Genomic DNA, 13066 nt, shown 5'->3' with positions numbered 1-13066 from the left:
GTTAGAGGTCAGCGTGAAACTCTTCTATCAGGTGTTTGACCACAGCGCGTCCGGGGTCCTGACCCTGAGCTACGGCCTCGGCATGGACACGGCGCTGGCGGGTGGCCGAGGTTCCGCTTTCCGCGATCTGACGTAGGCGCGCCAGTTCGGTCATGGTGCCCAGTGCCTCGGTATCTTCGGCCAGCATACCCATCAATTCTCCGATCAGTTCGGCCATGGGTTTGATGGAACGATCGCCGAAATCGATCAGCCCCTCGCCAACACCATACCGTTGCGCGCGCCACCGGTTTTCGCCGATCAGAAAGCGATCATATTGCCGCCAGCGCAGGTTGCGACCCTTAAGGCGGCACAGCATTCGGGTCAGCGCCTGAGCCAGTGCCGCAAGCGACAATGTATGCTCCAGCCTTGGCTGCACATCCATAATTCTGGTTTCAAGCGTGGGAAAACGATGGGATGGGCGCAGGTCCCACCAGATTTTCGATGTATCCTCGATCACGCCAAGATCGACCAGAATACCTGTGGTCCGTTCATATTCAGACCAACTGCTAAAGACCGGCGGCAAGCCGGTGCGGGGCAGGTTGTCGAATACGGTCAACCGGTAAGACGAAAGCCCGGTATCCTCACCGTTCCAGAATGGGGATGAGGTGGAAAGGGCAAGCAGATGTGGCAGGAAATAGCTGAGCTGTGGCATGAGATCAGCTCGTAGCGCGGGGTCCTCGACGCCCACATGAACATGCATTCCGCAGATCAGCATGCGGCGCGCAACGCCGCCAAGCGCATGTTGCAAGGCATCATAGCGTTCTTTTCGTGTGTGATGCTGATCCTTCCAGTTCGCGAAGGGGTGGCAGGAGACGGCAATCGGCGCCAGGTTATATTGCGCTGCGCGCTCTGAGACACAGGACCGCAATCGCTTGAGGTCTTCGCGTGCGGATCTGATCGTAGTGTGCGGGCGGGTGCCCACCTCAATCTGGCATTGCAGAAATTCGGGGCTGACCTGTCCCTGGAAATCGGCCTGGCAGGCCTCCATCAGTGCAGCAGGTGCTTCGGCGAGTTGAAGGCTGTCGCGGTCGACCAGCAAATACTCTTCTTCGATGCCAAGCGTGAATTCCTGCTGCATGCGCGGGTCTCCCGTCTGATTGTCGAACCAGTCAATACGGAAATTGCCATTTTGCCAAGGGTTTGAGTTTGTGGTTCTTGCAGATGCCCCTCAAGCAACGATATGCAACGGCCAGTGCAACGCCATATTGGAGCCGCCCGCGTGAAACCCAGAAAATTCCCCCGGATCAACGCTGTCCTCGACCGGATGGGGGTCAAACTGGTCGATAAGGTGACGGAACGCGATGAGCGCGCGCGGCTAGAGGCGTTTGAGCGGGCAGGGGGGCTGACCCGTCCTGCCTATGCGCTGTCGCCGGGTATGGACACGTTCGACATCACGCAACTGACCGAGGAGTATCGTCAGCACTCCGAGGCTTTAACCGCGCTGAAAGACCCCGCGCGCAATCAGACCGGGTATCGTATTGGCAATGGCTATTACGACAGCCCTGACGCAGATGCCTTGTATCTGATGATCCGTCGGTTTCAGCCAAAACGCGTTATCGAGGTCGGCTGTGGTAACTCAACCCGTGTCACGCGGCAGGCGATCATTGATGGCGGCCTTGGCACGCGCATCACCGCCATCGACCCTTACCCGCGGGCTGATATCGCGCATGTGGTGGATGATTTTGAACAGAAGCGATTGGAAGAGGTTGATCCAGCGCTGTTCGATCAGCTCGAAGCGGGGGATGTTCTGTTCATCGATTCCAGCCATGTGGTTCGGATGAGCAATGACGTGGCGCATCTGTTCTGCCGGATTATTCCGGCGCTCAAACCCGGTGTCGTGATCCACGTCCACGACGTCTTTTTGCCCTACGAATATCCCAAGCGGTTCTTTTATGACTGCCCCGGATGGGGTGAGCAGTATATGCTGCACGCCTTGCTGCAATCTGGAACATATTCAATGCTTTGGCCCGGATACTTCTTGCAGCAGGCACGACCGGACGCGGTTGATGCCCTGCCATTTCTAAGCGAAGGCCGGGCGCAGAGCATCTGGGTTCAGTCAAAATAATCGCAAAACCAAAGTGATCCGGTCTGAGTGGGCCCCCGTACCCCTTTCCATAACCAACTGGAGAGGAGAAGACAGCTATGTTCCGCCGCACATTCATGGGCGCTGCCGCCGCAATCGCACTGGCACTTCCGATCAAGGCCCAGGCCGCTGATATTGTTGATACCGCCGTGTCCGCCGGGTCATTCAACACCCTTGTCGCTGCCGTTCAGGCCGCTGATCTGGTCGACACTTTGAAGGGCAATGGCCCCTACACGGTCTTTGCGCCGACCGACGAAGCGTTTGCTGCGCTGCCTGAGGGGACCGTGGAAACGCTGCTGTTACCTGAGAACAAGGATCAGCTGGTGGCGATTCTGACCTATCATGTCGTGCCAGCAAAGGTGATGTCCGGTGACATTGCCGGCAAGCGCGCAAAAGTTCTGACCGTTCAGGGTGACCGCCTGAAAGTGAATGCTAAGAACGGTGTAAAAGTGAACAGCGCCGAAGTTGTTCAGGCTGATATCGAAGCCAGCAACGGCGTCATTCACGTGATTGATACGGTGCTTTTGCCCGAATAAACCACCGCTTCACCAAAGCGATATGGCCCCGGACTTGCGCGTCCGGGGCCATATTCGTCAGACCAGCCGGACCTGCGTGCCAACCTTAACCAGCGGGTACAGTTCTTCGACATGCTGGTTATAAAGACCGATACAACCGGACGAGCTTTGCCGCCCAATTTTGCGCGTGTCATGTGTGCCATGCACCAGATAGGCGGGCCAGCTGAGATACATCGCACGGGTGCCAAGCGGATTGCCCGGATCCCCGCCCTCCATACGAAGAGGCAGCGACGGATCACGTTCACGCATCGAGGCGGTGGGTGTCCAGCTGGGGTTCTCGGTCTTGCGGACAACTTTGGTATAGCCGCGCTTGGTCAGTTCTTCGCTCATCGGCACCGAACTTGGGTACAGCTTGTAAGTGCCATCCGGGGCCCAGTAGTGAACCGCGCGGCTGGTGATATCCGCCAGCAGGCAGCCTACGCCAAGCTCATCAAAATGATCTTGCCAATTCTGTTGCGAAAAGGATGAGACATTGCGACGGACAGGCAGTTGTGTGCTGATAGCTTCCTCTGTTGTGGGGAAAGCGTCCGTGCTCTGCGCGCGAACAAGCGCTGGTGTTGCGATCAAAGATGCAGCGCCCAACAGGGCAGATCGGCGGGTCATACGGGATTGGGACAAGGCTGCCTCCGGAAAGAAATACTGCTCGAACATCTAATTTGCCGGTAAAATATGGGCGTGGGCTGTATTTTGCCAGAGGTCGACTTCTGAATTTCTCGTGAAGACCATGAGCTAGGCTGAAAACGTCTACAGCAGTTGCAGGAAAACCGACCTCGTAGTGGTGGGTCGGTTTTCTGGTCTTGATCAGGGAATGACCTGCGGGATTAGTCCATAGCCTTGAAGTTGAATTCGCCGCCTTCTTTGATGCCCGACGGCCAGCGCGCGGTCACGGTTTTGGTCCGGGTGTAGAACTTAAAGCTGTCGGGCCCATGTTGATTCAGGTCGCCGAACATCGATTTCTTCCATCCGCCAAAGGTGTGATAGGCCAGCGGCACCGGGATCGGAACGTTGATGCCCACCATGCCGATGTTGATCCGGCTGGCAAAGTCGCGCGCCGTGTCGCCATCGCGGGTAAAGATCGCGGTGCCGTTCCCGTATTCATGGTCCATCGCCAGCTTCAGCGCTTCTTCATACGAACCGGCGCGGACAGTCGACAGGACAGGGCCGAAAATCTCCTGCCTGTAGATGTCCATCTCCGGGGTCACGTGATCGAACAGATGTGGGCCAACGAAAAAGCCATCCTCATAGCCTTGCAGGCTGAAGTTGCGATTGTCGACGACCAGCTTTGCACCCTGTTCGACGCCCGAATTGATCAGGCCCAGAATACGTTCTTTGGCCGCGCCCGTTACGACCGGGCCCATATCCACATCGTCGCCTGCGGTGTACGGCCCAACCTTCAGTTTTTCGATGCGAGGCACCAGTTTGTCGATCAATGCGTCTGCGGTTTCGTCGCCAACCGGCACCGCGACCGATACAGCCATGCACCGCTCGCCCGCCGCGCCGAACCCCGCTCCAACAAGGGCATCTGCGGCCTGATCCATATCGGCGTCAGGCATGACGATCATATGGTTCTTGGCGCCACCAAAGCACTGCGCGCGCTTTCCGTTCGCCGTTGCGCGAGAATATATGTACTGCGCAATCGGGGTCGATCCGACAAAGCTGACGCCCTGGATGATTTCGCTGTCCAGCAGTGTATCCACAGCCTCCTTGTCGCCATTGACGACCTGGAACACACCTTTGGGAAGACCCGCCTCGACGAACAGCTCTGCCAGCATCAGCGGAACCGACGGGTCACGCTCGGATGGCTTCAGGACCACCGCGTTACCACAGGCCAGGGCAGGGCCGACATGCCACAGAGGCATCATGGCCGGAAAGTTGAAGGGCATGATTGAGGCGACAACCCCTAAAGGCTGGCGCATGGAATACATGTCGATGCCGGGGCCTGCGCTGTCGGTGTATTCGCCCTTGAGCATCTGCGGCGCGCCGATGCAGTACTCGATCACCTCAAGGCCGCGCTGCAGGTCGCCCTTGGCGTCGGGGATGGTCTTGCCATGTTCGCGGCTCAGCGCTTCGGCCAGCTTGTCCATATCGCGGTTCATCAGATGCACCATCGCCATCATGACGCGGGCGCGTTTCTGCGGGTTGGTTGCACCCCAGGCGATCTGTGCGTCTGCGGCGTCCTCGATAGCGGCAGTCACTTCGGCCGCGCTGGCCATCGGGCAGTTATATTGCACTTCGCCAGTGGCAGGGTTGAACACATCGTCGAAACGACCCGACGTGCCAGCCACGTTTGCGCCGTTGATGAAATGGGTCAGATCTTGCATTGCAAACTCCTCTGATAACTTGGGCGCAGAATAGGCTTGCAGAAATCCCGCGAACAGAGGCAATAATTCAAAAGAGTTTTGCAAAAATGCAAAGGTAAGGCCATGAACCCGAATTGGGATGATATGCGGGTATTTCTGGCGGTCGCGCGTGAGGAAAGCCTTTCATCTGCGGGGCGGCTGCTTAAGATCGACCCGGCGACGGTTGGGCGTCGGATTGCCCGGCTAGAAACCGCCCTCAACGCCTCTTTGTTTACGAAATCCCAGCAGGGCTATGTGCTGACCTCGGCCGGAGAACGCCTACTGGACCACAGCCTGCACGCCGAAGAGGCGATGCGCGCCGCTGCGGGCGCGGTGGTAGGACCTACAAAAGCCCTGAGCGGCCAGATTCGTATCGGTGCCCCCGACGGATGTGCCAACTACCTGCTGCCGCAGGTCTGTGCGGCGATCAGTGAGGCAAATCCCGATTTGGATATACAAATCCTCGCGCTTCCGCGCATCATCAACCTGTCTCGGCGCGAAGCTGATATGGCGGTGACGGTCAGCGCCCCGACGGCCGGCAAGCTGCTGGTGCAAAAAATCAGCGACTACAAGCTGCACCTGGTTGCGACGGCAAGTTATCTTGAGGGCCACGATCCGGTTCGTACCATTGCTGATTTAACCGGGCATCGCCTGATCGGATATATTCCCGATATGATCTTTGATCGCGAACTGGATTATCTGAACGATATCGGCGTTGACCGGGTTGCTCTTTCATCCAACTCGGTTTCTGTTCAATTGCGTCAGGTGTCTCTGGGAACCGGGGTCTGCGTGGCGCATGATTTTACGCTTCCGTTTCATCCGCAACTCCGAAAAATTCTGACGGATCAGGTGAGTTTAACCCGCAGCTTCCACCTGGTTCGGCATCAGGGTGATCACAGGAATGAGCGACTGAACCGTTTTGCCAAGGCCCTGACCCGAGGCATCCGCGACGAGATTGCGCGGCTGGAAGCCAAAGCTCAACCTTGACAGGTGCGGACATTCCGGCAACGCTTTGGAAAACAGTACGTTATTTCGGAGGTTTTCACATATGCTCGTTCAGGCCATTCTGAAATCCAAGGCGACAGAAAGTGTGGTAACCGTCGAACCGACTGCGACAGTTTCAGAAGTCTCCAAGATCCTGGCGGCGAAACGTATCGGGACCGTGATTATTTCAGAAGATGGTGGCCAGACCGCATCGGGTATCCTGTCAGAGCGGGATATCGTGCGCGAACTGGCAGCGCGTGGCGGCGGATGCTTGTCCGAACCCGTTAGTGCTTATATGACCAAAGAGCTGGTCACAGCCACCCAGCAGGACACCGTTCAAGATATCTTGTCCCGCATGACTGAGGGCCGTTTTCGGCACATGCCCATTCTCGAAGAGGGCAAGCTGGTTGGTATTGTTACGCTAGGTGACGTGGTCAAGGCCCAACTGGCCGAGGTTGCGATGGAAAAAGACGCGCTGCAGGGTATGATCATGGGGCACTAAGGTGTCCTGCGCCTGATACGGCCACTTGCCCCCGCAGCGAAGTTGTGTTTGCTTGCGCAGAAATTTTATTGCGCCGGAGGTGGCCATGCGCGTCGGATTATATCCCGGAACTTTTGACCCGATTACACTGGGCCATATCGACATCATTCGCCGCGCTGCAGCGTTGGTGGACAAGCTTGTCATCGGCGTTGCCATCAATCGAGACAAGGGGCCGCTGTTTTCGCTGGAAGAACGAGTCGCAATGATCGAGGCGGAGTGCGCGCATCTCACCGAACAGACCGGAACCGAGATTGTTGCGCACCCGTTTGAAAACCTGCTGATCGATTGCGCCCGCGATGTCGGGGCGCAGATCATTGTGCGTGGCCTTCGTGCTGTGGCGGATTTCGAATATGAATTCCAGATGGTCGGTATGAACCGGGCGCTGGACGATTCGATTGAGACCGTCTTTTTGATGGCCGAAGCGCGCCATCAGGCCATTGCGTCGAAACTGGTCAAAGAGATCGCACGGTTGAACGGGGACGTGTCCAAATTCGTCACGCCCCGCGTTAAGACCGCACTGGATGAGAGATTAGGCTAGGGCTCCCATCGCTGCCGCCGTGTCCAGCATCCGGTTCGAGAAACCCCACTCGTTGTCATACCAGGCCAGAACGCGCACAAGCGTACCGTCGGTCACTTTGGTTTCGGCCAGCGACACGGTCGAGCTGTGGGCGTCGTGGTTGAAATCCACCGAGATCAGCGGGCGGTTTTCCGCTGCAAGAACACCCGGAATTTTGGCTGCTGCTTCAACAAACAGCGCGTTGACCTCTTCTTCGCTTGTGGGGCGCGAAACCTCGGCCACCAGATCAACGACTGAAACATTGGGTGTCGGAACGCGGATCGCCTGTCCGGTCAGTTTTCCGGCCAGCTGCGGCAGGACAAGACCCACGGCTGACGCGGCCCCTGTTGTCGTCGGGATCATCGATAGGGCGGCTGCGCGCGACAGATAGGGGTCCTTGCCCGCAGTGTCATGAACGGGCTGGCTGGCGGTATAGGCGTGAATGGTTGTCATGTTGCCATGCAGAATGCCCAGCCCCGCATCCAGCGCGGCCGCAACGGGGGACAGACAGTTGGTCGTACACGAGGCATTTGAGACAATTGTGTCGTCAGCCGTTAGCTGATCATCGTTGACGCCGAACACAATGGTTTTCACGCCACCATCGCCACGTGCGGGCGCTGAGATCAGGACTTTCTTCGAGCCGTTTTTCAGATGCCGTTCAGCCGCTTCGCGCGTGCGGAAAACACCGGTGCATTCCAGCACAACGTCCACGTCGGACCAATCCAGCGCTTCTGGGTCGCGCTCGCTTGTCAGGCGAATGGGGCCGGCCCCAACGTCCAGACCTGCCTCTGTCAGCGACACCGGCTTGGAATAGCGGCCATGCACACTGTCAAACTCAAACAGATGTGCGTTCATTTCAGGTTTCGCGAGGTCGTTGATCGCGACGATTTCGACATCGGTGCGGCCCGATTCCATAACGGCCCGCAGTACGCCGCGCCCGATCCGTCCAAAGCCGTTGATTGCCAGTTTGAGTGTCATGCTGCGCTCCGTCTCAATAGAGGTCCAGCCCCGGAATGAAGCTTGGTTAGCGCTAACAAAGTCAGATGGCCGGAAATGTCAAGAAAAACCTCTGTCAGCGCCAGAAGGCCAGCCAATCCAGAAAATCGTAAAACTTCTTTCCCAGGAACAGGAAATGCTCGGTTCCAAAAACCGCATAGTCCAGCATACACCCGCCAAGAAGCAGAATTCCCAGCCAGATCGCGATTTGATTTGTCATTGCGGCCCCGAAACAAAAAGCCCGCCCAGATAACCTGAGCGGGCAATTCTGTTCAAGCGATCCCTTCGAGATCAGTTAAGGCGGCCCATCGCCACAGCCACGTCGGCCATGCGCACTGAGAAACCCCATTCGTTGTCATACCAGGCCAGAACGCGAACCATGCGGTTGTCGACAACCCGTGTCTGATCCGGTGCAAAGATCGAGCTTTCCTCGGTGTGATTGAAATCGGTGGACACCAGCGGGGCAGGCTCATACCCCAGAACCCGCTGCATCGGGCCTTTGGCGGCTTCTTCGACGATGGCGTTGACCTCTTCGACGGTCACATCGCGTGAGGCGCGGAAGGTCAGATCAACGGCCGAGACATTTGGGGTTGGCACACGGATGGCCGAACCGTCCAGACGCCCCTTGAGGTTGGGCAGGACTTCTCCCAGCGCCTTTGCGGCGCCGGTGGATGTCGGGATCATCGACATCGCCGCTGCGCGCGCGCGGTACAGGTCGCTGTGGCGGCGATCCAGGGTGGGTTGGTCACCGGTATAGGCGTGGATCGTGGTCATGATGCCGTGTTCGATGCCCACACCTTCGTCCAGAACCTTGGCAAGCGGGGCAAGGCAGTTGGTGGTGCAGGATCCGTTGGAAACCATGTTGTCATTGGCGGTCAGGCTGTTGTGGTTCACGCCAAACACGATCGTCTTGTCGACGTTCTTGCCCGGCGCCGACAACAGCACCTTTTGCGCGCCACGTTCCAGATGGGTTTTGGCTTTCAGGCCGTCATTGAACTTGCCGGTACATTCCAGAACGACGTCGCAGCCTTCCCAGTCCAGTTCGTTCATGTCGTAGGTCGAAAACATCTCCATCGGGCCGCGGCCCAGATCTATGGTGTTGCCTTCGACGGAAACGTCGCGCGGGAACCGCCCATGGATGCTGTCATATTTCAGCAGATGCGCCGAGGTTTCCAGCGGGCCGGTCGCGTTGACCTTGATGACCTCGATGTCGTTGCGAGCTGATGCCGCGATGTGCGACAGGGTACAGCGGCCAATGCGGCCAAAACCATTGATACCGACCTTGATGGTCATATGACGTCTCCAACTGCGCTTGCGTTGCAGGCCATATAGCGGCGAATGATGAGTCTCAAAAGGGCAAAAGTGGCATAATTTTAAGGTGTTAGCGCAAACCTACGCCGGTTGCGCTAACGCTTGCGCTAGCCGTTGGATCAGGTAGGGTCCGGGTGCGGCAGGAATTGGAAAGGAAGCGCGATGAGTGGTCTGTTGGCCCTGTTGGATGACGTAGCCGGGATTGCCAAGGTTGCGGCGTCATCAGTTGACGATGTTGTTGCAGCAGCCGGCAAGGCGGGGGCCAAAACCGCAGGGGTTATCATCGATGATGCGGCGGTGACGCCGAAATATGTTCAGGGTTTTGCACCAGCGCGCGAGTTGCCGATCATCTGGCGCATCGCGCGTGGCTCGATTTTCAACAAGATCATTCTGCTGCTGCCGGTCGCGCTGCTGCTGGCGAATTTCGCGCCGTGGCTGATCACTCCTTTGCTGATGATCGGGGGATCGTATTTGTGTTTTGAAGGGGCCGAGAAGATATTCCATGTCCTCTTTCCCCACGGCAGTCATGCCATTGAACAGGATATGAACGTTCGGGACCCCGGACATCTTGAAGAGCAAAAGATCAAAGGTGCGATCAAAACGGATTTCATTCTGTCCGCCGAGATCATGACCATTGCGCTGGCGGCGATCGAGGCCCCGAATGTCTGGATGCAGGCCGCTACTCTGGCGGTGGTCGGGCTTGGCGTGACGCTGGCCGTTTATGGCTCGGTCGCATTGATCGTGAAGATGGACGACGTCGGGCTGTATCTGGCGCAAAACGCGCCGACCCCCATTGGCCGCGGGCTGGGGCGTGGGCTGGTTAAGGGAATGCCGACGGTTATGAAAACCCTCTCGATTGTTGGAACGGCGGCCATGCTGTGGGTCGGCGGGTCCATTATCATCCACGGGATGGAGGTTTTGGGGTTCGGCTGGCTAGGGCACCACATCCACGACTGGGCATATGCCATCGGGCATTCGGTGTCCGAGCAGTGGGTCGGTGTTGTTGAATGGGTATCAAAAGCCACGATGGACGGGGTATTTGGCCTGGCGTGGGGGCTGGTTCTGATACCGATTGCAACGAAGGTAGTGATGCCGTTGTTCAAAAAGAACGCGGATCATTAGCTTGACCGCTTTTGACTTGGAAATCCCTAGAGAAGGTCCTGTCGTCAAAGAAATCGGATCGCGCGGCTCAGTGGCAGGGGGACGATCGCTGTTATTGTCGGCGCTGAGTGTCGCTGCGGATGAGCTGCCCTTCGATGAAAAAGAGCTTTACGGGTTCCTGCATTTTCGCATCGATACCGCAACCAAAGCGCAAAAGCGCAGCCGATGGTTCGGAGGGCGCATTTACAATGCGTTGACCGGCCAGTCGGGGACTTACATTCCCCTGTCTGGTACGCATCTGCGTCAGACGCTGCTTTGTGTTGGTATCGAGGCTCCTGAAAAAGTAGTGGTGCAGGGCCGCTATGCATTGCGACTGGATTATGCTTTGCGCGCCCACGAGCGGCTGAAGAAGGGTGTCTAAGACAACTAAGGGCGGCCCGCAGGCCGCCCCTTGTCTAAAGCTCAGGACCGTGTTCAGCCCAGCAGTTCTTTGACCTTGGCAACGGTTGCCTCAGCTGTGATGCCAAAATGGTTGTACAGCTCGCCCGCAGGGGCAGATGCGCCAAAGCTGGACATGCCGATAAAGCCTGCCTTGGTGTCGCGGCCACGTTCGCCCATTAGCCAGCGATCCCAACCGCCTTCGCGCACGGCGGCTTCGATGCCGACCCGTACCGCGCCGCCCGGGAGGACGCGCTTGCGATAGGCTTCGTCCTGCTCAGCAAACAGCTCCATGCAGGGCATAGACACAACGCGGGTGCCGATACCTTCGGCCTCAAGCATCGCTTTGGCTTCCATCGCCAGCGAAACCTCGGAACCGGTCGCGATCAGGATCGCCTGACGCTTGCTTTCAGCCTCGGCCAGCACATAGGCGCCTTGCGCGGTCAGGTTCTTGGTTTTGTGGTCCTTGCGCACGGTCGGTACGCCCTGACGGGTCAATGACAGAACCGAGGGGCTGTCTTTGAAGGTCAGCGCCAGTTCCCATGCCTCGGCAGTTTCAACGGTATCGGCAGGGCGGAACACATAGGTGTTCGGCGTCGCGCGCGAGATGGCCAGATGTTCGACCGGCTGGTGTGTCGGGCCGTCTTCGCCCAAGCCGATCGAGTCATGGGTCATGACGAACACGGTGGGCACTTTCATCAACGCTGCCAGACGCATCGACGGGCGGGCATAGTCGGTAAAGGCCATGAAGGTGCCGCCATAGGGGCGGATACCACCATGCAGGGCCATACCGTTCATCGCAGCGGCCATGCCGTGTTCACGGATACCATAGTGGATATAGCGGCCCTTGCGGTTCTCCGGCAGGAACACGCTCATGTCCGACGACTTGGTGTTGTTCGAACCGGTCAGGTCCGCCGAGCCACCAACGGTTTCCGGCATGATCGGGTTCACAACGTTCAGAACCTTCTCTGACGATGCACGGGTGGCGAGTTTCGGCTGATCCTCGGACATCTGCTTTTTGAACGCCCGAATGGCACCGGCCAACTTTTTCGGGGCATCAAACGCATAGGCGCGGTTGAATTCGGCCTGCTTACGCTCGGAGATTTGGGCAAAGCGCTCTTCCCACGCAGCACGCTCTTCGGCGCCACGGGCCCCAATAGCCTCCCACGCGGATTTTACGTTTGTCGGAACTTCAAACGCATCATGCGGCCAGCCATAACCTTCCTTAGCGGCTTTCAGCTGGTCTTGATCCGTCAGCGCGCCGTGACCTTTCGAGGTGTCCTGCGCCGCGTGACCCAGTGCGATATGGCTCTCGCAGGCAATCATGGTTGGCTTTTTGGATTTCTTAGCTTGTGTAATCGCGGCGTCGATGGCTTGCGGGTCATGGCCATCGATCTCGATCACATGCCAGCCCGAGGCCGAGAAACGGCGGACCTGATCGGTGCGGTCTGCGATATCCACGGTGCCGTCGATGGTGATGTTGTTGTTGTCCCAGAAGACGATCAGTTTGCCCAGTTCATGACGACCGGCAAGGGTGATAGCCTCTTGGCTGACACCTTCCATCAGGCAGCCGTCTCCTGCGATCACATAGGTGTAGTGATCAACGATCTTCTTGCCGTAATGCGCGCGCTGGATCTCTTCGGCCATGGCAAAGCCGACCGCGTTCGAAATACCCTGACCCAGCGGGCCCGTGGTGGTTTCGATCCCGTCGACCAGGAAATTCTCGGGGTGGCCTGCAGTTTTGGCACCCAGCTGGCGGAAGTTCTTGATCTCGTTCAGCGTGACATCTGCGTGACCCGTCAGATAGAGCAGCGAATAGACCAGCATCGAGCCATGACCCGCCGATAAGATAAACCGGTCGCGGTCGGGCCAGTTCGGAGCTGAGGCGTCAAATTTCAGGTGCTTTTCGAACAGAACGGTTGCAACGTCAGCCATGCCCATCGGCATACCGGAATGGCCGGAATTGGCGGCGGCGACGGCATCAAGCGTCAGGGTGCGGATAGCCGCAGCTTTGTCCCAGTGTTCAGGGTTGGCAGTGCGCAGCGCAGTCAGGTCCACGGGCGTTGTTCCTTTGGATTACGGACAGATAGGCGGTCAATACCA

Annotated in this window: 14 protein-coding genes; 7 read left to right on the top strand and 7 right to left on the bottom strand. The window is 57.9% G+C overall.

Annotated elements, in window-relative coordinates:
- Position 1: 1 nt before the first annotated feature.
- The gene (locus ACR0I7_RS05165; RefSeq protein ID WP_480509083.1) at positions 2–1117 is read right to left on the bottom strand and encodes a carboxylate-amine ligase; all 1116 of its coding nucleotides are present in this window, start codon (positions 1115–1117) and stop codon (positions 2–4) included.
- Positions 1118–1258: 141 nt separating this feature from the next.
- Between ACR0I7_RS05165 and ACR0I7_RS05160 the strand changes: the two genes are divergently transcribed.
- Together ACR0I7_RS05160 and ACR0I7_RS05155 are read left to right on the top strand one after the other, a co-directional pair.
- Positions 1259–2104 (top strand): class I SAM-dependent methyltransferase, encoded by an 846-nt coding sequence (locus tag ACR0I7_RS05160; protein ID WP_480509081.1) that lies wholly within the window; start codon positions 1259–1261, stop codon positions 2102–2104.
- A 77-nt stretch (positions 2105–2181) separates the two neighbouring features.
- Positions 2182–2658, top strand: coding sequence for a fasciclin domain-containing protein (locus ACR0I7_RS05155; protein WP_480509079.1), 477 nt, complete (start codon positions 2182–2184; stop codon positions 2656–2658).
- A gap of 57 nt (positions 2659–2715) precedes the next feature.
- Here ACR0I7_RS05155 and ACR0I7_RS05150 read toward each other — a convergent pair whose 3' ends face one another.
- Complete coding sequence (locus tag ACR0I7_RS05150) at positions 2716–3300, bottom strand: L,D-transpeptidase (protein WP_480509716.1); 585 nt, start codon at positions 3298–3300, stop codon at positions 2716–2718.
- 218 nt (positions 3301–3518) lie between these two features.
- Positions 3519–5018, bottom strand: coding sequence for a CoA-acylating methylmalonate-semialdehyde dehydrogenase (locus tag ACR0I7_RS05145; RefSeq protein WP_480509077.1), 1500 nt, complete (start codon positions 5016–5018; stop codon positions 3519–3521).
- A 102-nt stretch (positions 5019–5120) separates the two neighbouring features.
- Between ACR0I7_RS05145 and ACR0I7_RS05140 the strand changes: the two genes are divergently transcribed.
- The 3 genes from ACR0I7_RS05140 to coaD all read left to right on the top strand — a co-directional run bounded on the left by ACR0I7_RS05140 (position 5121) and on the right by coaD (position 7099).
- Entirely contained in the window at positions 5121–6023 is a 903-nt protein-coding gene (locus tag ACR0I7_RS05140) for a LysR family transcriptional regulator (protein WP_480509075.1), read from the top strand.
- Between the two features lie 61 nt (positions 6024–6084).
- A complete protein-coding gene (locus ACR0I7_RS05135) occupies positions 6085–6522 on the top strand; it encodes a CBS domain-containing protein (RefSeq protein WP_480509073.1) in 438 nt (145 codons plus the stop codon).
- Positions 6523–6607: 85 nt separating this feature from the next.
- The gene (gene coaD / locus ACR0I7_RS05130; protein WP_480509071.1) at positions 6608–7099 is read left to right on the top strand and encodes a pantetheine-phosphate adenylyltransferase; all 492 of its coding nucleotides are present in this window, start codon (positions 6608–6610) and stop codon (positions 7097–7099) included.
- Here the strand turns inward: coaD and gap (ACR0I7_RS05125) are convergent.
- The 3 genes from gap (ACR0I7_RS05125) to gap (ACR0I7_RS05115) all read right to left on the bottom strand — a co-directional run bounded on the left by gap (ACR0I7_RS05125) (position 7091) and on the right by gap (ACR0I7_RS05115) (position 9406).
- Complete coding sequence (gene gap / locus ACR0I7_RS05125) at positions 7091–8095, bottom strand: type I glyceraldehyde-3-phosphate dehydrogenase (RefSeq protein WP_480509069.1); 1005 nt, start codon at positions 8093–8095, stop codon at positions 7091–7093. The two genes, coaD and gap (ACR0I7_RS05125), sit on opposite strands and share 9 nt — an antisense overlap.
- Positions 8096–8189: 94 nt before the next feature.
- Positions 8190–8333 carry a hypothetical protein gene (locus ACR0I7_RS05120; protein WP_480509067.1) on the bottom strand — a complete coding sequence of 48 codons (144 nt, stop codon included), beginning with the start codon at positions 8331–8333 and terminating at the stop codon, positions 8190–8192.
- 71 nt (positions 8334–8404) lie between these two features.
- The gene (gene gap, locus ACR0I7_RS05115) at positions 8405–9406 is read right to left on the bottom strand and encodes a type I glyceraldehyde-3-phosphate dehydrogenase (RefSeq protein WP_480509065.1); all 1002 of its coding nucleotides are present in this window, start codon (positions 9404–9406) and stop codon (positions 8405–8407) included.
- 180 nt (positions 9407–9586) lie between these two features.
- Here gap (ACR0I7_RS05115) and ACR0I7_RS05110 point away from each other — a divergent pair, with 180 nt between their 5' ends.
- Positions 9587–10546 (top strand): DUF808 domain-containing protein, encoded by a 960-nt coding sequence (locus ACR0I7_RS05110; RefSeq protein ID WP_480509063.1) that lies wholly within the window; start codon positions 9587–9589, stop codon positions 10544–10546.
- 1 nt (position 10547) lies between these two features.
- Complete coding sequence (locus tag ACR0I7_RS05105; protein WP_480509061.1) at positions 10548–10946, top strand: hypothetical protein; 399 nt, start codon at positions 10548–10550, stop codon at positions 10944–10946.
- Between the two features lie 53 nt (positions 10947–10999).
- On the opposite strand, the gene tkt is transcribed toward ACR0I7_RS05105, so the two are convergent.
- On the bottom strand, positions 11000–13021 hold the full coding sequence (gene tkt, locus ACR0I7_RS05100) for a transketolase (RefSeq protein WP_480509059.1): 2022 nt from the start codon (positions 13019–13021) through the stop codon (positions 11000–11002).
- Between the last annotated feature and the right edge of the window lie 45 nt (positions 13022–13066).

This window comes from Ruegeria sp. AM1, from assembly GCF_056540745.1.
The sequence above is the reverse complement of the archived record's forward strand: the minus strand, read 5'-3'. Positions and strand labels throughout refer to the sequence as shown.

What these genes read in the sequence shown, in the direction of transcription:
- ACR0I7_RS05165 (WP_480509083.1), bottom strand. Translation starts at nt 1,117, where the DNA reads ATGCAGCAGGAATTCACGCTTGGCATCGAAGAAGAGTATTTGCTGGTC.
- ACR0I7_RS05155 (WP_480509079.1), top strand. Translation starts at nt 2,182, where the DNA reads ATGTTCCGCCGCACATTCATGGGCGCTGCCGCCGCAATCGCACTGGCA.
- ACR0I7_RS05150 (WP_480509716.1), bottom strand. Translation starts at nt 3,300, where the DNA reads ATGACCCGCCGATCTGCCCTGTTGGGCGCTGCATCTTTGATCGCAACA.
- ACR0I7_RS05145 (WP_480509077.1), bottom strand. Translation starts at nt 5,018, where the DNA reads ATGCAAGATCTGACCCATTTCATCAACGGCGCAAACGTGGCTGGCACG.
- ACR0I7_RS05140 (WP_480509075.1), top strand. Translation starts at nt 5,121, where the DNA reads ATGAACCCGAATTGGGATGATATGCGGGTATTTCTGGCGGTCGCGCGT.
- ACR0I7_RS05135 (WP_480509073.1), top strand. Translation starts at nt 6,085, where the DNA reads ATGCTCGTTCAGGCCATTCTGAAATCCAAGGCGACAGAAAGTGTGGTA.
- coaD (WP_480509071.1), top strand. Translation starts at nt 6,608, where the DNA reads ATGCGCGTCGGATTATATCCCGGAACTTTTGACCCGATTACACTGGGC.
- gap (WP_480509069.1), bottom strand. Translation starts at nt 8,095, where the DNA reads ATGACACTCAAACTGGCAATCAACGGCTTTGGACGGATCGGGCGCGGC.
- ACR0I7_RS05120 (WP_480509067.1), bottom strand. Translation starts at nt 8,333, where the DNA reads ATGACAAATCAAATCGCGATCTGGCTGGGAATTCTGCTTCTTGGCGGG.
- gap (WP_480509065.1), bottom strand. Translation starts at nt 9,406, where the DNA reads ATGACCATCAAGGTCGGTATCAATGGTTTTGGCCGCATTGGCCGCTGT.
- ACR0I7_RS05110 (WP_480509063.1), top strand. Translation starts at nt 9,587, where the DNA reads ATGAGTGGTCTGTTGGCCCTGTTGGATGACGTAGCCGGGATTGCCAAG.